Consider the following 19378-nt stretch of genomic DNA (forward strand, 5'->3'; position numbering starts at 1 on the left):
GCACTGACGGAGGGGGAGGATGGGGCGGGGGCCCTGTTACGAGCCTTCCGCCCCATCCTCCCCTTCACCACTCGGCTAGCGCCGAGCGGTCCCCCTCCCCCTTGCGGGGGAGGATTTTCAATCAGAACGTTGCGCTTACGCCGAGGCTGAACACGCGGCCGAGATTATAGCGGTTGATATACACCTCGTTGCCGTTGGCGAAGGTCTGGCTCTCGCGATAGCGGGTGCGGGTCAGGTTGCGCGCCTCGGCCTTGATCTCGAACTTGCCGCCCATCAGCTCGACGCCCTGCCGTGCGACCAGATCGAGGCGGATGCCGGGATGCTCGACGATGTCGGGCTGGAAGCCGGTGCCGCCCAGCAGCGAGGGACCGCGATTGGTCACGCGCTTGCTCGCATAATTGAACAGCAAGGTGATCTGCGACAGCGCCGCGCTGTCCTCGATGCCGAGTTGCAGATTGACGAGGTGGTCCGACTGCCCCGTCAGCGGTGCACCGTCACGGAACAGCGACGAGGCCGGTGCGAAGCCGACCGCGCAATTGCCCACCGCCTGCGTCGACGAGGCAACCGAGGGCGCGCAATTGCTGTCCGCGGTGATCTTCGACTTGGTATAGGTGTAATTGGCGACGAGCAGCGCGCGCCGCGTCGCGAAGAAGTCGCTGCCGAACACGTCGGCGAGCGGGAAATACTTCTGCAGCTCGACCTCGCCGCCGTACAGCGTCGCCTTGGGCAGATAGGTGAAGCCGGTCTGCAACCGGTCGTCGGCGCCGGTGTAGAAGCCGACCTGCTCGATCGGATTGTCGATCCGCTTGTAGAAGCCCGCCAGCGTGAAGCGCTGGTCGCGCTTGAAGAACCATTCGTAGCGCGCTTCGAGATTGTAGAGCTTCGAATCGCGGAGCAGCGGATTGCCGAAGAACAGGCGATCCGAATCGGGATCGCGGAACTGCTGCGGCGCGAGCTCGCGGAACTGCGGCCGCGAGATCGTCTTGGCGGCGCTGGCGCGCAGCTGCATGTCGGCGGCGAAATTCCAGGTCAGCGTCGATGCCGGCAGGAAGTAATCGTTCTTCAGCCGCGCGAGGCCGGTGGTGACGCCGAACGGCGTGACCCGCTCGTCGCCGCGTTCGTAGCGCACGCCGATCACCGCGCGCAGCCCGTCGAACGCCTCGCCCTCGGCCTGCACGTAGCCCGCATGGACGTCGAGGGTGGCGTCGTAGCGATAGGCGCCCGCCGCGGTGTTGAACTGCAACTGGATCGTGCAGGGCGCGGTATTGGCGGTCGACGGACAGGCGTTGTTGAGCACGTCGGGGCTCAGCAGATAATCGGGCCGCAGCAGATTATAGGGATAGCCCGGCGCGGTGCCGCCGCCGTTCGACGTTTGATAGTTGAACTGAAGCCGCGACGAGGTGCGGTCGGTGCCCTGGTAGAAATAGCCCGCCGACAGCGTGATCGGGCGATCGCCGTCGATCTTGTACGACGTGTCCGCCTGACCGGTCCAAAGATTCTCGTTCAGCTCGCTGAAGATGATCGAGGCGAAGGGGGTGAAGCGCTGCGTCACCTGATAGGCGCCGTTGCACTGGAAGCCGCCCGCCTGTTGCGCGCCGTCGCTGGTGATCGGCAGACCGGTGGTGGTGGTCGCCGAGCAGAGATAGTCGAACTGCCGCTCGTAGGGCGCGTTGCGCTTCGAATTGGCATAGGCGCCGCGCACGTCGAGCTTCAGCGCGTCGGTCAGCTTGAACTCGCCGACCAGCTGCGTCTCGATCAGCTGGCGTTCGAACCAGTTGGTGTTCTGCTGGAAACGCAGCCCGCTGGCGTTGTTGTACAGCGTCGCCGCCGAGCCGCGCCCCTGCTTCAGCGTGTCGTGGATGTAGACGTTGGTCCAACGCAGCGTGTTCTCGCCGAACTCCAGCCCGACGCCGATCAGCGCATTGGCGACGATGCGATTGTCGGTCAGCAAGGTGCTGAAGTCGTTGCGCAGCGTGCCGTCGGCCGAGACGCTGTCCTGCTGGTTGGCGAAACGGGTGCGGAAGGTGTTGCTGGCGCTCAGCGAGGCGATCACGCCGAGCCGCGACGAACCGATGTCGTAGACCGAGCCGCCGCTGATCTCGCCCGACCAATTGGCCGGCAGCTGGTTGTTGCGCTGGAGCAAAGTGGTCGAGGCGTTGGACAGCTGCGCGACCTGCGCGGCGGGGATGATGCCGCTGCCGTTGGGCGCGTTCTTGATGAACGCCGGCACCTTGCGCGTGCCGTCGTCATAGCCGATCCAGTCGGCGTCGCCGCCGGCATAGGTATAGCCCAGCTCGCTGGTCGTCGCGTCGTCGGCGGCGATCGTCGCGCCGAAGGAGACGAAATTCTTGTCGGGGATCGCCTTGGTCGTCAGGTTGATGACGCCGCCGCCGAACTCGCCGGGATAATTGACCGAATAGGTCTTCTGGACCAGCGCCGAGCCGACGATCGTCGTCGGGAAGATGTCGAGCGGCACCGAGCGGCGCAGCGGTTCGGGGCTTGGCAGCGGCGAGCCGTTTAGCAGCGACGAGGAGTACCGATCGCCGAGGCCGCGAACGTAGACGAAGCCGCCGCCGACCACCGACAGGCCGGTGACGCGGGTCAGCGCGCCAGCGATATCGCCCTCGCCCGTCCGCGCGATATCGGCGCTCGACAGCACCGAGACGATCTGCGGCGTCGAGCGGACGACGTTGGGGATGTTGCGGCCGACGACGACGATGTCCTCGACATCGCCGTTCATGCCCGGCGCAGACACTTCGACCGGCGCTTCCTGCTGGTCGGTGGAGGTCGGCGCCGCGGTCTGCGGATCGGTCGCGCCGCCGGGGCTCGAGGTCGCGGGGGTCGAGGTCTGCGCCGGCGGCGGGGCCGGCGCAGCGGTGCCGCCCGCGGTCTGCGCGAGAACCGCCGGCGCCACGAGGGTGGAGGACATCAGTAGAAGGGTGGCGAAAGCGAGCCGCTGCGGCATGACCGTCAATCCCGGATCAGGAGTCTGGATACAGGTGTCCGCAGGTGACCGGATCGCCACCTGCGGCATCGATGCTGGGATGGGGCGCCGTCAGGCACCCCACGGCCTCAGCGGCCCTGGCAGGCGAAATAGACCGAGTTGAACGACGGCGGCCCGAAGTCCTGCAACGCCGAGTCGGCCGGACGGACGGTGGAACGTCCACCGCTGGTCTGCTCGCCAGCGATAATGTTGACGCAGGCGACGTTGCTCACCGTCTTCACCACGCCGTTGACGAAGCGCATGTCGGAGCCGCCACGCTGGCGGATCGCGGCGGGCGCCAGCGCCGTCTGGATGAAGGTGAAATTGGCGTAGGTCGCGAAGGTGCGCGGCAGCAGGTCCTCGGCGTTGTTCGAGTCGATCTCGGTCGAGAAGCTGTCGACGGTCGCGCCGCTGGTCCGTTGCGCCGCGATCATGAACTGGATGAAGCCGCGATAGCCGTTGTCGATATCGAAGCCGTCGTCGTCGGCGCCGGTGATCGCGATATACTTCAGGTTGCTGGTGCCGCCGAAGATCTCGATGCCGTCATCCGCCGAATTGTGGCTCTGGATATGGTCCAGCGTCGTGCCCGAGCCGGTCGCGCCGAGCGTCAGGCCCTGCAGCTCGTTGCCGTCGCTGATCGCGATGCCCGAATAGCGGATCTGGACGTAGGACATCGTGCCGCTCGAATCGGCGGTGTCGGTGCCGCCGTAGAAGCGGCCGGTGACGCCCTCGATCGCGAGCTGGCACGGCGTCGCGTTGCTGCCGCCGCTGCCGGTGGCGCAGACCGCGGTCGGTGCGCGGCCGAGCAGGATGATGCCGCCCCAATGGCCCTGGCTGGTCTCCGATTCGCCGGTCGCCGAGCTGACGTTCTGCTGCGAGGTGAAGATGATCGGCGCGCTGGCGGTGCCGATCGCGTTGAGCTTCGATCCGCGGTTGATCAGCAGCAGGTCGTTGGTCGATTCGTTGGCGTTGGCGAAGACGGTGACGCCCGGTTCGACGGTCAGCGTCACGCCGGTGCCGCCGCTCGCGCCGAGATCGGTGCCGACCTCGGTCTGGCCGGTGAAGCGATAGGCGATGCCGGCGATGCGCGGCAGCGTCAGGCTGGTGGTGATCGCCTGCGGGATGTCGCAGACCTTGAAGCCGCCGATCGTCGCCGCGGTGGCGGTGTTCGCCGCGCCGCTCGCGGTGGTGGTACCGGTCGGGCAGGCCGCGCCGCTCGCCAGCGTACCGATCGCCGGCACCGCCGTGCAGCGCGCACCGCTGCCGCCGAACTCCGCGGCGGTCGAATTGCAGGTCCAGCCCTGGAAGCTGGTATCGCTCGGCCCGCTCAGCGCACCGACGTAATTGGTGCGGGTGAAGAAGGCGTTGATCGCCGACGGGTCGGCCGCGGTGGTCAGCGAGGTCGCCGAGGTCGGATAGACGCCGTTGAGCGTCGAGCCGGTGCCGTTGACGTTGTTGTTGCTGCCCGCGTTGACGATCGCGAGCTGCTCGTCCGCGGTGATCGTGATGCTGTTGACCGTCGTCGCTGCGGCGAATTGCGCGGCGGTGATCGCCGAGGGGGTCGGCGTCGGGGTGGGCGCGGTCGGCGTGGGCGTCGGGCTGACGATCACGACGCTGCCCGCACCCGGCGAGGCGACGCTGTCGGCACCGCCGCAGCCGGCGAGCGCCAGGCACGCGGTTGAGGCCATTAGGATTGCGCCGATGCGCGTGTGGCTCGCCATGATCGAAAGCTCCCGGTCGTAGTCGTTGTGACGGCCGGCCGAGGCTCCCCCTTCGACCGTTCCCTGGAGCCCCGGTACGAGCGGTAAATGACTCCTGAATGAGATTCAGGAGACGTTTTGGTGACGATGATGTGACGGGTTTGTTACGGCGGCAGCTGGGGGACAGCGCGACGCATGGGACGCAAGCCACTGAATGGTCTAAAATTTTCCGCCCCGCCAGCGCGAACGGATCGCACTCGACCCGTAACGAGGCAAACCATATTCCCGTCACCCCGGCCTCGAGCCGGGGTCCCGCTCCTTCTTCTGCCGCTCCACCGCGGCAAGCAGACCGGAGCGGGATGCCGGATCAGGTCCGGCATGACGAAGCAGGTTGCCCCCCTGCCCCCAAACGCAAAACGGGCGCCCTCCTTCCGGAGGACGCCCGCCACGCATCAAGCCGGGAAGCTTACTTCTTGCCTTCCGTCACGCCGATCGCGGGGACCGAGACGGTTTCCTTCTCGGTCTTGACCTTGGGCACTTCGACCGTGGTTTCCTTGGTGCCGACGACGACCTTCTTCGAATCGAGATCCACCGCCGGCAGCGAGCCGCCCTTGGCGCTGACGTCGACGGTCGGCAGCGAGCCCTTCTTGGTGACGTCCGCGCTCCAGAAGCCGGTCAGGAACAGCAGAGCGACGATGATGATCGCCACCACGGCCACGATCGCCAGCACACGGCCCGCGCCGCCGCGGCGCTCGACGATGACGCGGTCGCCGTTACGGTCGGTCGTATAGTCTACCATGATCTCTCTCCCTTTGAACTGAAGAGCTTAATCCGGAGATCGGGCGATTGTTCCCGATCCGCAACGACCAAAGCGAGGACCGGACTGCCCCACGCCCGGCGCGCCGGCCGCGACGCATCGTCGCCAAAAACCAAAAAGCCCGCCGATCATGCGATCGGACGGGCTGTTATGGTGGGCGCGACAGGGATTGAACCTGTGACCCCACCCGTGTGAAGGGTGTGCTCTACCGCTGAGCTACGCGCCCGAAACTTGTCGGAGGCGGGCCTTTACGGGCAGCCGCCGCCGCTGTCCAGTCTCAGTTCACCGAATCTTTCAGGCCCTTGCCGGCCTTGAACTTGGGCTGGTTGGACGCCTTGATCGTCATCGGCTCCAGCGTGCGGGGATTGCGACCCTGCGACGCCTTGCGCTTGGAGACGGAGAAGGTGCCGAACCCCACCAGACGAACCTCGTCGCCCTTCTTCAAGCTGTCGGTGATCGCATCGAAGACCGCTTCCACCGCCTTGATCGCATCGCCCTTGGCGAGCCCCGAGGTGTCCGCGACCGTCGCGATCAGCTCTTGCTTGTTCATGGAATACTGCCCCCTTCGAACCCTAAGAAGAATCATTGCCAAGCCAGAACGACCAATAAGGCCGCCCCGACCGGCAGAGTCAATCGATACCGTTGCGCTCTGTAAGGCGCAGCGGTTTCAAAACGTTAACGACGGCCTAGCCGCCCTTGGGTCAGTGATGCAACTCACCGCCCGCAGGCGCAACCCCCGCCGGGGGCAATGCGGCGAGTTCATCGGCATCCGTCCACTCGATCGCCGACAGCGGCTCGGTCAGCGCCAGCTTGAGCACCTCGTCGACATGCGCGACCGGCACGATGGTCAGCCCGTCCTTGATGTTCTGCGGAATGTCGGCGAGATCCTTTTCGTTCTCCTGCGGGATCAGCACCGTGGTGATGCCGCCGCGCAGTGCCGCGAGCAGCTTCTCCTTGAGCCCGCCGATCGGCAACACGCGGCCACGCAAGGTGACCTCACCGGTCATCGCGACATCCTTCTTCACCGCCACGCCGGTCAGCGTCGAGACGATCGAGACCACCAGACCGATGCCCGCCGACGGACCGTCCTTGGGCACCGCTCCCTCGGGCAGGTGGATATGGATGTCCTTGCGGTGGAACAGCGACGGTTTGATGCCATAGCTCGGACTGCGCGCCTGGACGAAGCTGAAGGCGGCCTGCACCGATTCCTTCATCACGTCGCCCAGCGTGCCCGTGGTCTTGACCGCGCCCTTGCCCGGCACGGTGACGCTTTCGATCGTCAGCAATTCGCCGCCCACCTCGGTCCAGGCAAGGCCGGTGACCGCGCCGATCTGATGCTCGGTCTCGCCGAGCCCGTGGCGGAATTTCTGCACGCCCGCGAACTCGCCGAGATTGTCGGGCGTCACCGTGACGCTGGTCACCTTGCCTTCGAGGATCTGGCGCAGCGCCTTGCGCGCCAGCCGCGCGATCTCGCGCTCCAGCGTGCGTACGCCCGCCTCGCGCGTGTATTTCTGGATCAGCGCGCGCAGGCCGTCTTCGGTCAGCGTGAACTCGCCGGCCTTGAGGCCGTGCGCCTCGATCTGCTTCTCGATCAGATGGCCCTTGGCGATCTCGACCTTCTCGTCCTCGGTATAGCCTTCGAGGCGGATGATCTCCATCCGGTCGAGCAGCGGCTGCGGCAGGTTGAGCGTGTTGGCGGTGCAGACGAACATCACGTCGGACAGATCGATGTCGATCTCGAGATAATGGTCGTTGAACTTGCCGTTCTGCTCGGGGTCGAGCACCTCGAGCAGCGCCGACGCCGGATCACCGCGGAAATCCTGGCCTAGCTTGTCGATCTCGTCGAGCAGGAACAGCGGGTTGGACGTGCCGGCCTTCTTGAGGTTGGTGACGATCTTGCCCGGCAGCGAGCCGATATAGGTGCGGCGATGGCCGCGGATTTCGGCTTCGTCGCGCACGCCGCCCAGCGACTGGCGGATGAACTCGCGCCCGGTCGCCTTGGCGATCGACTTGCCGAGGCTGGTCTTGCCGACGCCCGGCGGCCCGACGAGGCACAGGATCGGCCCCTTCAGCTTGTTGGTGCGCGCCTGCACGCCGAGATATTCGACGATCCGGTCCTTGACCTTCTCCAGCGCGTAATGGTCCTCGTCCAGCACCGCCTGCGCCGCGGCGATGTCCTTCTTGATCTTGGACTTCTTGCCCCAGGGCAGGCCGAGCAGCACGTCGAGGTAATTGCGCACGACGGTCGCCTCGGCGCTCATCGGCGCCATGGTCTTGAGCTTCTTCAGCTCCGACGTCGCCTTGCTGCGCGCTTCCTTGCTGAGCTTCAGCGTCGCGATCTTCTGCGTCAGCTCGGCGATCTCGTCGCCGTCGCTCTCGTCGTCGCTATTGCCCAGCTCGCGCTGGATCGCCTTCAGCTGCTCGTTGAGATAATATTCGCGCTGCGTCTTCTCCATCTGGCGCTTGACGCGGCTCTTGATCTTCTTCTCGACGTGCAGGACGCCGAGCTCGCCTTCCATCAGCGCATAGGCCATTTCCAGCCGCTTGACGGGATCGAGCTCGACCAGCAGCGCCTGCTTGTCGGCGACCTTAACCTGCACGTTGGCCATGATCGCGTCGCCGAGCTTCGACGCCTTCGTGATCTCGCCGAGCTGCTGTGCGGTCTCGGCCGGCAGCTTCTTGTTGAGCTTGGCATAGGTTTCGAACTGCTCGACCGCAGAGCGCATCAGCGCCTCGACCTCGATACCCTCCGCCTCGCGCTCCTCGAGCATCTCGACGGTCGATTGCAGAAAGCCGTCGCCCTCCGACAGCTCGCCGAGCCGGCCGCGCGCCTTGCCCTCGACCAGCACGCGGACGGTGCCATCGGGCAGCTTCAGCAATTGCAGCACGGTCGCGGTGACGCCGACCTCGTACAGGTCCTCGCGGCCGGGATCGTCCTCGGCGGAGTCGAGCTGCGCGACGAGGAAGATCTCCTTGTCCGCGCCCATCGCCGCCTCCAGCGCGGCGACCGATTTGTCGCGTCCGACGAACAGCGGCACGATCATGTGCGGGAACACGACGATGTCGCGCAGCGGCAGAACGGGGAATGTGATCATGGATACTCCGGCGCCACCTCGAACGGGGTGGCTTTGATACACTATATGGGGATCGGGGCGTATCCATCAATCGTCGCGCTCACGGCACGGCAGGTCTTGTCATCCTTCCGCCGAGCGCCGAAACCCGCCGCTTCCATCCGGGAGTACAGAATGCCGCTACGCCTGCCGTTCGCCGCCCTATTGCTGCTGTCGGCCAGCGCTTATGCCGCCGAACCGGGCAAGCCGCCGCTCAGCGCACAGACCGCCGCCTCGGGCGGGCCGCTCGACGCCGCGCAGAAGAAGGTGACGTTCGACACCGCCGACCTGCAATTCGAGGTCGATCCCGAGCGCGAGGTCATCAACGCCACCGCGACGCTCGTCTTCACCGCCAAGGAGCGGATCGACCGGCTGGTGGTCGATCTCGACAAGAATTTCACCGTCACCGCGGTGACGGTCGACGGCGTCGATTCGGCGGGGTTCAGCAACCCCGAAGGCCGGATGACGATCAAATTGGTCAAGAAGGCCGCCAAGGACGCCAAGCTCACCGTCAAGATCACCTATGGCGGCCGCCCGCATACCGCGGTGCGCGCGCCGTGGGACGGCGGCTTCGTGTGGGCCAAGACGCCCGACGGCAGTCCGTGGATCGCCACCGCGGTGCAGGGCGAGGGCTGCGACCTGTTCTGGCCCTGCATCGACTATCCGACCTACGAGCCGCAGAAGGTGACGCTGCACATCACCGTGCCCAAGGGGCTGAAGGCGCCGTCGAACGGCAAGTTGCTCGGCGTCGACCATCTCGACGACGGCCGCAGCACCTGGAACTGGGAGGTCGCGCACCCCAACCCCTATACGATCGCGCTTAACGTCGGCCCGTATGAGGAGCTGACCGGCACCTACAAGAGCAAATACGGCAACGAGATACCGATGTATTATTGGTATCTGCCCGGCGAGAAGGAGAAAGCGGAGAAGCTGTTCGCCGAATTCGCGCCGACGCTCGACTTCTACGAAAGCGTCGTCGGCCCCTACCCCTGGGCGAACGAGAAGGTCGGCGTGGTCGAGACCCCGCACAAGGGCATGGAGCACCAGACGATCAACGCCTACGGCAACGACTATGCCAAGGCGCCCGAGGGCTTCGACTGGCTGTTCCAGCACGAATTCGGCCACGAATGGTTCGCCAACCAGATGACCGCGCCCAATTGGGACGACTTCTGGATGCACGAGGGCTTCACCGAATATATGCAGCCGCTCTACGGCCGCTGGCGCGACGGCGACGCGCGCTATGCGGCCATGATGCTCGACATGCGGCCGAAGATCCTCAACCAGTCGGCGCTGGTCGCCGGCAAGCCGCAGACCGCCGACGACGTCTACAAGACCGCGCCGGGCCGCGGCGGCGACATCTATTACAAGGGTGCGTGGGTGCTCCACACGCTGCGCAACGCGATCGGCGACAAGCAATTCGACGAGATCCTGCGCTGGACCGTCTACGGCCGCGCCGATCCCGCCCCGGGCAATTTCGAGCCCGTGTTCCGCACGACGCCCGAGTTCATCGGCTACGTCAAGCAGGTGACCGGGCAGGATTGGCAGTGGTTCTTCGACGTCTATCTCTACCAGGCGGCGCTGCCCAAGCTGACCGCGACGCGCAATGCGACGCAGCTCACGCTGAAATGGACCTCGCCGACCAACAAGCCCTTCCCGCTGCCGGTCGAGGTGTCGGTCGACGACGTCGTCCAGAAGGTGGCGATGACCGGCGGCGTCGCGACGATCACCGTGCCGGCGGGCGCGCACGTCGTCGTCGATCCGATGGCACGCGTGCTCAAGCAGGACGACGCGATCGACGCCTATCAGGCGTGGAAGGCCGCGCAGCCCAAACCCAAGTGATCGAGGAGCCTGCTATGACGACCCAGCCCTGGACCGCCCGCGCTGCCGAAATGGCGGCGATCTTCATGGTCGGCGACGGCCTCGTCGGCCTCCTCCAGCCGCGTCGCCACGTCGATCTGTGGAAGGAGGAGGCGCTCGGCGCGGAGAAGACGGTCGCGCCGTTCGTCGACCGTCCCGGCCGGCGGCAACTCTATGCGCTCGCGCAGATCGCCGGCGGACTATGGCTCGCCAGCCGCCAGCGCCCGCGCTAGGCCGGATCGACGTTCCAAGTTTGGCGAAACTTCCTCCCCCGCCAAGGCAGGGCTATCGCATTTGGCTGCGGGCACGAGGATCGTGCCGCTTCCACATATTCTTCGTCACCCCGGACTTGTTCCGGGGTCCACCGGGCCGCAAGAGAATGGTGCCCTTTCAAGCCGTTCTCTTCGCCGCAGGGTGGACCCCGAAACGAGTCCGGGGTGACGGGGTGGGGTTGGAAGGCGGTGCGCTCACATGAACGTTCATATGCGATCCGCGCTTGGCCACGCGCGCCTTTACGGCACCACCGTGGTGAACAGATACGCCGCGAAGATCACCAGATGCACGACGCCCTGCAGCACCGTGGTCCGTCCGGTGCCGAGCGAGATCGTCGTCACGAACAGCGACAGCGCCAGCAGCGTCATGCTCTTCGCCCCGATCCCCAGCGCCAGCGGCAGACCGAGCACCAGGCTGACGATCGCCACCGCCGGGATGGTCAGTCCGATCGTCGCCAGCGCCGATCCCAGCGCGAGGTTGAGGCTGGTCTGCAACCGGTCGCGCCGCGCAGCATTGTAAGCGGCGAGGCTCTCCGGCGCGAGCACCAGCGCGGCGATCACCACGCCGACGATCGCCAGCGGCAGCCCGGCGGCGAGAATCGCCGCCTCGACCTGCGCCGACAGTCCCTTGGCGAGCAGCACCACCACGACCAGCGCGACCAGCAGGATGCCGAACGCGATCCACGCGGTGCGGTCGCTCGGCGGCGGTGCATGTTCTTCCGGCGCGATATCGCCCGCGGGCAGGAAATAGTCGCGATGCCGCACCGTCTGGACCAGTACGAACGTGCCGTAGAGCACCAGACTGACGATCGCGACGAAGATCAATTGCGACGGCGCATAGGTCGGCCCTGCCGCGCTGGTCGTGTAATTGGGCAGGATCAGGGACAGGACGACCAGCGCGGCGAGCGTCGCCAGCGCGGCACTGATCCCGCGCAGAGTAAAACGCTGCTCGCCATGCGTGATCCCGCCGGTCAGCAGGCACAGCCCGATGATGAAGTTCAAGATGATCATGATCGCGGCGAACACCGTGTCGCGCGCCAGCGCGGCGACGTCGCCCGATCCCGACAGCATCAGCGAGACGATCAGCGACACCTCGATCACGGTCACCGCGATCGCCAGCACCAAGGTGCCGAACGGCTCGCCGACGCGATGCGCAACGACCTCCGCATGATGCACCGCCGCCACGACCGCGCCGATCAGCACGACCGCGGCGACGATCGTGCCGATCGTCCCCATCGCGTAGACGGACAGCAGCACCACCGGCACGCCGAGCGCCGGGAACAGGATCGCCCATGGTGGCAGCCCCATCCAGCCCTTGGTCACGGTCATGCTTTCGTCTCCAGATCGTTACGCAAAGCCAATGCTTCTGCGCCGCGAAAAGGTCCGTATTGATCGCCGCAGCGGAATGCCATTAACACTTTGATACGGATCAAGAGCAATCCACCGGTCCCGTTTACCGCCCCTGTGCGGCGCGCGCCTGCGCCGGCCGGTCGAACGCCTGATCGCGATAGCGCCCGTCTTTCTCCACCCAATGCAGGAAGAGGTGCGCCGACCAGCTGTTGGGATTGGCCTCGAGCCGGCCGTGCCGGTGGTGCGTCCCCTGATACAATACCCCGTCGCCCGGCTGCATCGCCACCGATGCATAGGGTTGCGTGCCGAAATTGTCGCTGACCTGCGGCTGCGGCACCTCGCTTCGCTCGGTCGCGACCGACAGCGCCCATGGCCGGTCGTCACCGTAAGCGATGGTCAGCGACAGGCTGTGCTCGCACGCCTGCCGATCCGAATGGACCCGGCAGACGTCGCCCTGCTGATAGGCGCGGAAATAGGCATAGGTCGGCAGCAGCTCGCACCCCACCACCTCGGTGACCCGCGGCGTCAGCCCCCACAGGAAGGTGAGCATCGGCGCATATTGGAACGCATAGACCTCGATCGCCGGCTGGCGCAGCAACGGCCCGCGAGCGGTGAAGCTCTGCAACGGGCGCCCCGCCGCCTGCAGATCGGCCTGCATCATCCGGTAGAAAGCGAGCAGCACCTCGGGCACGAACAGGTGCGGCAGGCCGACATGGCCGTCGCGATGGTAGCGTTCCGATAAGGTCATGGTCCGGCTCGTCTTTCTGGCGTCGCTCCGGGTCTAGGACGCCGACGCGGCGGGCGCCACGCCTGTTTCGCCGGCGGCGGTCAGTCGCCCATGACGAGCAGGATCGCCGGGAACAGGTTCTGGAGGACGTGCACCGCCACCACGACGCCGACCGCCCACCAGAAGCCGCGCGGCCGCCAGGTGACGTAGAGCGTCGAGAAGATCAGGAACGGCCACCAGATCACCGCCCCCCACCACGGCGAGGCGAGGCTGTGCGCAATTCCCCACAAGGCGCTGCTCGCCAAGACCGCCTGCCACCCGCTCAGCCAGCGCAGCAACAGGCTGAGGACGCCCGCCATGATCAGCGTCTCGACGACGGGACTGAAGCCGGCGACGAGGAACAGCTTCACCGGTCCCGAGGTGTCGCCGAGATCCGGCCCAGGATTGCCCGGCACGAAATGATCGATCGCGGTGCTCAGCGCGATGCTGCCGACGATGGTCAGCAGCCAGCCGACGAGGATCGCCAGCCACGGCCGCCGGTCGCGGAACAGCAGCGGCGGCAGTATCGCGAGCGGTCCGCGGCCTTCGTGCCATAAGGGGCTGAGGCCGGGTGCGGTCTCGATCCGTGTCGTTGCCATCGTCGCTCCGTCGTTTGAACGCCCCCGTGGGGCTGGCAACGTTAACGCCGGATGAGGCGATGCGACGCGCGGGCGATGTCACGCCATCGTTTTCGCCGGCAATTACGACCTCTCGGATGCGACGCGCGGCCCGCCCGACCCATCACTCCGGCCCGCCACGGACTTTTGCAAATTCTCCCGGCGACCCGGCAGAGGCGGGCGTCTGCAAAACGTCGAATGCACCTAGCGAAGGTGCGGAATTCGTCAGCTATCGCGCTCCCGCGCGCACGAGCACGCGTCAAAACCTCACCAGTGCTCCCGCACAAAACCTCGCCAGTGCTCCCGCGCAAAACCTCGCCAGTGCTCCCGCGCAAAACCTCGCCAGTGCTCCCGCGCAAAACCTCGCCAGTGCTCCCGCGCAGGCGGGAGCCCAGGAGTCCCGCACGCTACCGGACGTTGTTCCGCTTGGCCCTGGGTTCCCGCCGTCGCGGGAACACTAAAGATGGGGCGGACGCGCCAGCGCCTCTCGACCAATGTGGCAATGCGGCAATGCCAGAGATACCAGTGACCAGCCACCGCCCCACGAAAAAGGGGCGCCGGTCGCGCGACGCCCCCCCTCATCGTTTCCACAGAAATGGATCAGGCCGCGGCGCCCGCCCCATCCTTCTTCTTCTCGGCATAGACGCGGATCGGCTCCTTGCGGCCCTCGATCACGTCCTTGTCGATCATCACCTCGTCGACGCCGTCCATACCGGGCAGGTCGAACATCGTGTCGAGCAGGATCGCCTCGAGGATCGAGCGCAACCCGCGCGCACCGGTCTTGCGCTCGATCGCCTTCTTGGCGACCGTCACCAACGCATCGTCGGTGAAGTCCAGCTCGACCTGCTCCATCTCGAACAGCTTCTGATATTGCTTCACCAGCGCGTTCTTCGGCTCGGACAGGATCTTGACCAGCGCCGGGATGTCGAGATCCTCCAGCGTCGCGATCACCGGCAGACGGCCGACGAACTCGGGGATCAAACCGAACTTGAGCAGATCCTCCGGCTCGGTCTGGCGCAGCAGTTCGCCGGTGCGCTTCTCCTCGGGCGCCGCCACATAGGCGCCGAAGCCGATCGACTTGCCCTGCAAACGATCGCCGATGATCTTCTCGAGGCCCGAGAAGGCGCCGCCGCAGATGAACAGGATGTTCGTCGTGTCGACCTGCAGGAATTCCTGCTGCGGATGCTTGCGCCCGCCCTGCGGCGGCACGCTGGCGGTGGTGCCTTCCATCAGCTTGAGCAGCGCCTGCTGCACGCCCTCGCCCGACACGTCGCGGGTGATCGACGGATTCTCGGCTTTGCGGCTGATCTTGTCGATCTCGTCGATATAGACGATGCCGCGCTGCGCGCGCTCGACGTTATAGTCGGACGCCTGGAGCAATTTCAGGATGATGTTCTCGACATCCTCGCCGACATAGCCCGCCTCGGTCAGCGTCGTCGCATCCGCCATGGTGAACGGCACGTCGAGGATGCGCGCCAGCGTCTGCGCCAGCAGCGTCTTGCCGCAGCCGGTCGGCCCGACGAGCAGGATGTTCGACTTGCTCAGCTCGACGTCGGCACCCTTGGCGCCGTGGTTGAGCCGCTTGTAATGATTGTGCACCGCCACCGACAGCACGCGCTTGGCGCGCTTCTGGCCGATCACGTAATCGTCGAGGACGTCGCAGATCTCCTGCGGAGTCGGCACGCCGCCATCCTTCTTGGACACCAGCGCCGACTTCGTCTCCTCACGGATGATGTCGTTGCACAGCTCGACGCACTCGTCGCAGATGAACACGGTGGGTCCGGCAATCAGCTTGCGGACCTCGTGCTGCGACTTGCCGCAGAACGAGCAGTAGAGGGTGCTCTTCGAGTCGCCACCGCTCAGTTTCGTCATTCAAACTTCCTTGTCGCGGGTGAGGCCCCGCTGGTGAGGCCGGTCATGGTAGACCGGCCGTTACGCAAACCACAACGCCCAAACGTCCCTAACGGCACGGCCGGGCGCGGAACTGCGCCTTTATGCCGCTTGGGCAACGTCTTCCGAGGGGCTCGGACGCTTGTCGAACACCTCGTCGACCAATCCGAATTCCTTGGCTTCATGCGCTTCCAGGAACGTGTCGCGATCCATCCGGCGCTCGATCTCCTCGATCGGCTGGCCGGTATATTGCGCGTACAGCTGGTTCATCCGCGCGCGGATACGCAGGATTTCCTTGGCCTGGATCTCGATGTCCGACGCCATGCCCTGGGCGCCGCCCGACGGCTGGTGGATCATGATCCGCGCATTGGTCAGCGCCACGCGCATGCCCGGCTCGCCGCTGGCGAGCAGGAAGCTGCCCATCGACGCCGCCTGGCCGATGCAGACCGTGCCGACGCGCGGACGGATGTACTGCATCGTGTCGTGGATCGCCATGCCCGCCGTGACGACGCCGCCCGGCGAGTTGATGTACATGAAAATGTCCTTCTTCGGGTTCTCGGACTCGAGGAAGAGCAGCTGCGCGGTGATGAGGCTGGCCATGCCGTCCTCGACGCCGCCGGTGACGAAGATGATCCGCTCGCGCAGCAGGCGGCTGAAGATATCGAACGAGCGCTCACCGCGGTTCGACTGTTCGATGACGATCGGCACGAGCCCCGCTTGGGTCTGCTGCAAACCAAGGCCGGCACTGGCCATCGGGCTCATGAAGTCGCCGGTCTCGAACGGATTATGCATGAAAATCTCTCTATATGCCCCGAAGATCGCCAACATCGGCGCTCCCGCGGGGGAGTTCAAGCCCCGGCGGTCGGAGCGGGATGGGTGAGATAGGCGAGCCGGCGCACCTCGCGCCGCCCGCGCACCACGGTATCGAGGATCAGACCGGCGAAGCCGCACAGCGCGGCGATGATCATCAGCCCGGTGATCAGGATCGCGGTCGGGAAGCGCGGCACCAGATGCGTGTGCATATAGGTGATCGCCAGCGGCACGCTCATCGCTGCCGCGATGCCGGCGAGCAGCGCGCCGATCACCCCGAAGAACAGCAGCGGCCGCTCGATCCGGTATAGCGTCAGGATGGTGTTGAGGATGCGGAAACCGTCGCCATAGGTGCTCAGCTTCGATGCCGAGCCTTCCGGCCGCGCGTAATAAGGCGTCTCGATCTCGGCGCAGGGCATCTTGAGTTCGAGCGCGTGGACGCTGATCTCGGTCTCGATTTCGAAGCCCGAGGACAGCGACGGGAAGCTCTTGACGAAGCGGCGCGAGAAGACGCGATAGCCGGACAGGATATCGGTGAAGCTGCGCCCGAACAGCCGCGCGAGCATGCCGGTGAGCAAAGCATTGCCGAAGCGATGGCCGCGGCGATAACTCTCCTGCACCTGGCTGATCCGGCTGCCGACGACCATGTCGCATTGTTCGTCGAGCAGCCGCGCGACCAATGCGGGGGCGGAGGCTGCATCATAGGTCGCATCGCCGTCGGCCATCACATAGACGTCGGCATCGATATCGGCGAACATCCGGCGGACGACATTGCCCTTGCCCTGGATGCGCTCGGTCCGGACCACGGCGCCGGCGGCACGCGCGACCACGACGGTGTCGTCGGTCGAATTGTTGTCGTAGACGTAGACCGTGGCGTCCGGCAGCGCGGCGCGGAAGCCGGCGACGGTCTGCGCGATCGCCGCAGCCTCGTTGTAGCAGGGCAGCAGGACTGCGATCGTCGGTTGCGTCACGGGTGAATCCTCATCGCGGCGCTCGGCATGCGTCTACCCGATATCCGTCCGTTTGCCCTGAGCCTGTCGAAGGGCTGTGAGTCTCACGAGGCTTCGACAGGCTCAGCATCAACGGGTTTGGCATAATACATTGAGTTTTGTCATCCCCGCGCAGGCGGGGATCCAGACGCGCAGGTCTCCAATGGAGCCGCAGCGTCAGCGTCTATGGATCCCCGCCTACGCGGGGATGACGATGGTGGGGAGGGGACCGCGGCCCCCTCCCCCATCAGTCTCAGCCCTCGCTCGACGCAGCGGCCTTCTTCGCGCGCGGCTTCTTCGCCGGGGCGTCCGCGGCCTCGGTGCCTTCCGCCGCTTCCGCTGCGACCGGCGACGATTCGGTCACCGCGGTCTCGGCCTCGACCGGCGCGGCGGCCTTCTTGGCGCGCGGCTTCTTGGCGGGCGCCTCGGCACCGGCATCCTCGGCCGGGGTCTCGGTCGCCGCATTGTCGCCCTCGGCGACCGGCTTCTTGGCGGCGGCCTTCTTCGGCTTGGCCTCGCCCGCGGCCTTCTTCGCCTTGGGCTTGTGGTTGTCGTGATCGTGCGTGTGCGTGCCGGTCGCGAAACCGTCCTCGCTCTCGATCGCGGCTTCCAGCTCCTCGCGGGTCGCTTCGCGGTCGGTCACTTCGGCCTTGTCGAACAGGAAGTCGACGACCTTGTCCTCGTACAGCGGCGCACGCAGCTGGGCGGCCGCCATCGGCTCCTGCTGGACGTACTGGATGAAGCGCTGCTGGTCCTCGCCGCGATACTGCTGCGCGGCCTGCGCGATCAGCCGGTTCATCTCCTGCTGCGACACCTCGACGCCGTTCGCCTGACCGATCTCGGACAGCAGCAGGCCCAGGCGCACGCGGCGCTCGGCGATCTTGCGATAATCGTCGCGCTCGGCTTCCATCTCGGCCAGCGCCGCGGTGGGATCTTCCTCGTGCGTCGCCTCATGCTCCAGCTGCTGCCAGATCTGCGCGAACTCGGCCTCGACCATCGACGGCGGCACTTCGAAATCGTGCCCCTCGGCGAGCTGGTCGAGCAGCTTGCGCTTCATGTGGGTGCGCGTGAGGCCGTTATGCTCCTGCTCGATCTGACCCTTGATCAGGCCGCGCAGCTGCTCGAGGCTCTCGAGGCCGAGGTTCTTGGCGAGATCCTCGTCGATCTTGCTCTCCGCGGCGACCTGGATCTTCTTGACGGTGATCTCGAAGGTCGCGGGCTGGCCGGCGAGTTCCTTTGCGCCGTAATCCTCGGGGAAGGTCACGTTGAGCACCTTCTCCTCGCCGAGCTTCACGCCGACGAGCTGCTCCTCAAAACCGGGGATCAGGCGGCTTGAACCGAGCTCGACGCCCATGTCGGTGCCGGTGCCGCCGTCGAAGGCGACGCCGTCGGCGGTCTTGCCGACGAAATCGACGGTGACGAGGTCGCCGGTCTCGGCGGCCTTGTCGTCGGCGTCATCCCACTTCTTCGACTGGTCGGCGAACTTCTGCAGCTGCTCGTCGACCAGTTCGTCGGCGACGGGCACGGTCAGCCGCTCGAGCTTGAGCGAATCGATCGCCGGTGCCGGGACGGCCGGCAGCACTTCCAGCTCGACGGTCACCGCGGCATCCTGGCCGGGTGCGTAATCGTCGTTGAGCGCGACCGAGGGCTGCATCGCGGGACGCAGCGCCTTGTCGGCGATCAGCTGCTGCACGCCCTGCTGGATCGCGCTGTTGAGCGCGTCGGCGGCGAGCGATTCACCATGCATCTTGCGCACGAGATTGGCCGGGACCTTGCCGGGGCGGAAGCCGGGCATCTTCACCTGCGGCGCGATGCGCTTCACTTCGGCATCGACCTTGGCATCGATGTCCTTGGCGGTGATGGTCAGCGTGTAGGCACGCTTCAGGCCCTCGTTCAACGTCTCGACAGTCTGCATGTTCGGCCTTCAATCTTGAGAAATCTGACGGAAATTCAATAAGGCTGCCGTCCCGCCCGAAAGCGGCGGGACTGGTGCGGGCGAAGGGACTCGAACCCCCACATCTTGCGATGGCAGGACCTAAACCTGCTGCGTCTACCAATTCCGCCACGCCCGCACAAAGGACCCGCCGTTGGGCGCGCGTCTATACCAGCGTAGCGCCCGGGGGCAAGCGAAGAGGCAACCGGCGCGCACCCGGAACGTTGGGTCATATGAAGGAGAGACCGACATGGCAACCCAGCCCCCACCCGAAACGCCGGCCC

The 19378-nt window shown here is 66.0% G+C and carries 14 protein-coding genes and 2 tRNA genes; 2 read left to right on the plus strand and 14 right to left on the minus strand.

Annotated features, from left to right (window positions below):
- Positions 1-121: 121 nt before the first annotated feature.
- The 6 genes from FFS23_RS17830 to lon form a co-directional block, all read right to left on the minus strand.
- Positions 122-2965, minus strand: a complete 2844-nt coding sequence (locus FFS23_RS17830; protein WP_038661808.1) for a TonB-dependent receptor domain-containing protein — start codon at positions 2963-2965, stop codon at positions 122-124.
- Between the two features lie 107 nt (positions 2966-3072).
- Positions 3073-4704: a beta-helix domain-containing protein gene (locus FFS23_RS17835; protein WP_137899657.1), complete on the minus strand. Its 1632-nt coding sequence runs from the start codon at positions 4702-4704 to the stop codon at positions 3073-3075.
- Positions 4705-5149: 445 nt separating this feature from the next.
- Entirely contained in the window at positions 5150-5482 is a 333-nt protein-coding gene (locus FFS23_RS17840) for a hypothetical protein (protein ID WP_137899658.1), read from the minus strand.
- Positions 5483-5651: 169 nt separating this feature from the next.
- Positions 5652-5726: transfer RNA gene (locus FFS23_RS17845), tRNA-Val, on the minus strand.
- Between the two features lie 51 nt (positions 5727-5777).
- Positions 5778-6050 carry an HU family DNA-binding protein gene (locus tag FFS23_RS17850; protein ID WP_038661816.1) on the minus strand — a complete coding sequence of 91 codons (273 nt, stop codon included), beginning with the start codon at positions 6048-6050 and terminating at the stop codon, positions 5778-5780.
- A gap of 151 nt (positions 6051-6201) precedes the next feature.
- Positions 6202-8595 (minus strand): endopeptidase La, encoded by a 2394-nt coding sequence (gene lon / locus FFS23_RS17855; RefSeq protein WP_137899659.1) that lies wholly within the window; start codon positions 8593-8595, stop codon positions 6202-6204.
- Between the two features lie 150 nt (positions 8596-8745).
- Between lon and FFS23_RS17860 the strand changes: the two genes are divergently transcribed.
- Positions 8746-10449 carry a M1 family metallopeptidase gene (locus FFS23_RS17860; protein WP_137899660.1) on the plus strand — a complete coding sequence of 568 codons (1704 nt, stop codon included), beginning with the start codon at positions 8746-8748 and terminating at the stop codon, positions 10447-10449.
- 14 nt (positions 10450-10463) lie between these two features.
- The gene (locus FFS23_RS17865; protein ID WP_137899661.1) at positions 10464-10700 is read left to right on the plus strand and encodes a hypothetical protein; all 237 of its coding nucleotides are present in this window, start codon (positions 10464-10466) and stop codon (positions 10698-10700) included.
- A gap of 279 nt (positions 10701-10979) precedes the next feature.
- Here the strand turns inward: FFS23_RS17865 and FFS23_RS17870 are convergent, their stop codons facing one another.
- The 8 genes from FFS23_RS17870 to FFS23_RS17905 all read right to left on the minus strand — a co-directional run bounded on the left by FFS23_RS17870 (position 10980) and on the right by FFS23_RS17905 (position 19233).
- Complete coding sequence (locus FFS23_RS17870) at positions 10980-12068, minus strand: calcium:cation antiporter (protein ID WP_137899662.1); 1089 nt, start codon at positions 12066-12068, stop codon at positions 10980-10982.
- A gap of 124 nt (positions 12069-12192) precedes the next feature.
- Positions 12193-12837 carry a hypothetical protein gene (locus FFS23_RS17875; RefSeq protein ID WP_137899663.1) on the minus strand — a complete coding sequence of 215 codons (645 nt, stop codon included), beginning with the start codon at positions 12835-12837 and terminating at the stop codon, positions 12193-12195.
- Positions 12838-12917: 80 nt separating this feature from the next.
- Positions 12918-13454, minus strand: a complete 537-nt coding sequence (locus FFS23_RS17880) for a hypothetical protein (protein ID WP_137899664.1) — start codon at positions 13452-13454, stop codon at positions 12918-12920.
- Between the two features lie 618 nt (positions 13455-14072).
- Entirely contained in the window at positions 14073-15344 is a 1272-nt protein-coding gene (gene clpX / locus FFS23_RS17885; RefSeq protein WP_037533125.1) for an ATP-dependent Clp protease ATP-binding subunit ClpX, read from the minus strand.
- Positions 15345-15464: 120 nt separating this feature from the next.
- Complete coding sequence (locus FFS23_RS17890) at positions 15465-16154, minus strand: ATP-dependent Clp protease proteolytic subunit (RefSeq protein WP_038661833.1); 690 nt, start codon at positions 16152-16154, stop codon at positions 15465-15467.
- 56 nt (positions 16155-16210) lie between these two features.
- Positions 16211-17143: a glycosyltransferase family 2 protein gene (locus FFS23_RS17895; RefSeq protein ID WP_137899665.1), complete on the minus strand. Its 933-nt coding sequence runs from the start codon at positions 17141-17143 to the stop codon at positions 16211-16213.
- 271 nt (positions 17144-17414) lie between these two features.
- Positions 17415-19076 carry a trigger factor gene (gene tig, locus FFS23_RS17900; protein WP_137899666.1) on the minus strand — a complete coding sequence of 554 codons (1662 nt, stop codon included), beginning with the start codon at positions 19074-19076 and terminating at the stop codon, positions 17415-17417.
- A gap of 72 nt (positions 19077-19148) precedes the next feature.
- Positions 19149-19233, minus strand: a tRNA-Leu gene (locus FFS23_RS17905).
- Between the last annotated feature and the right edge of the window lie 145 nt (positions 19234-19378).

Source organism: Sphingomonas sp. 2SG (assembly GCF_005503285.1).
Classification (GTDB): domain Bacteria; phylum Pseudomonadota; class Alphaproteobacteria; order Sphingomonadales; family Sphingomonadaceae; genus Sphingomonas; species Sphingomonas taxi.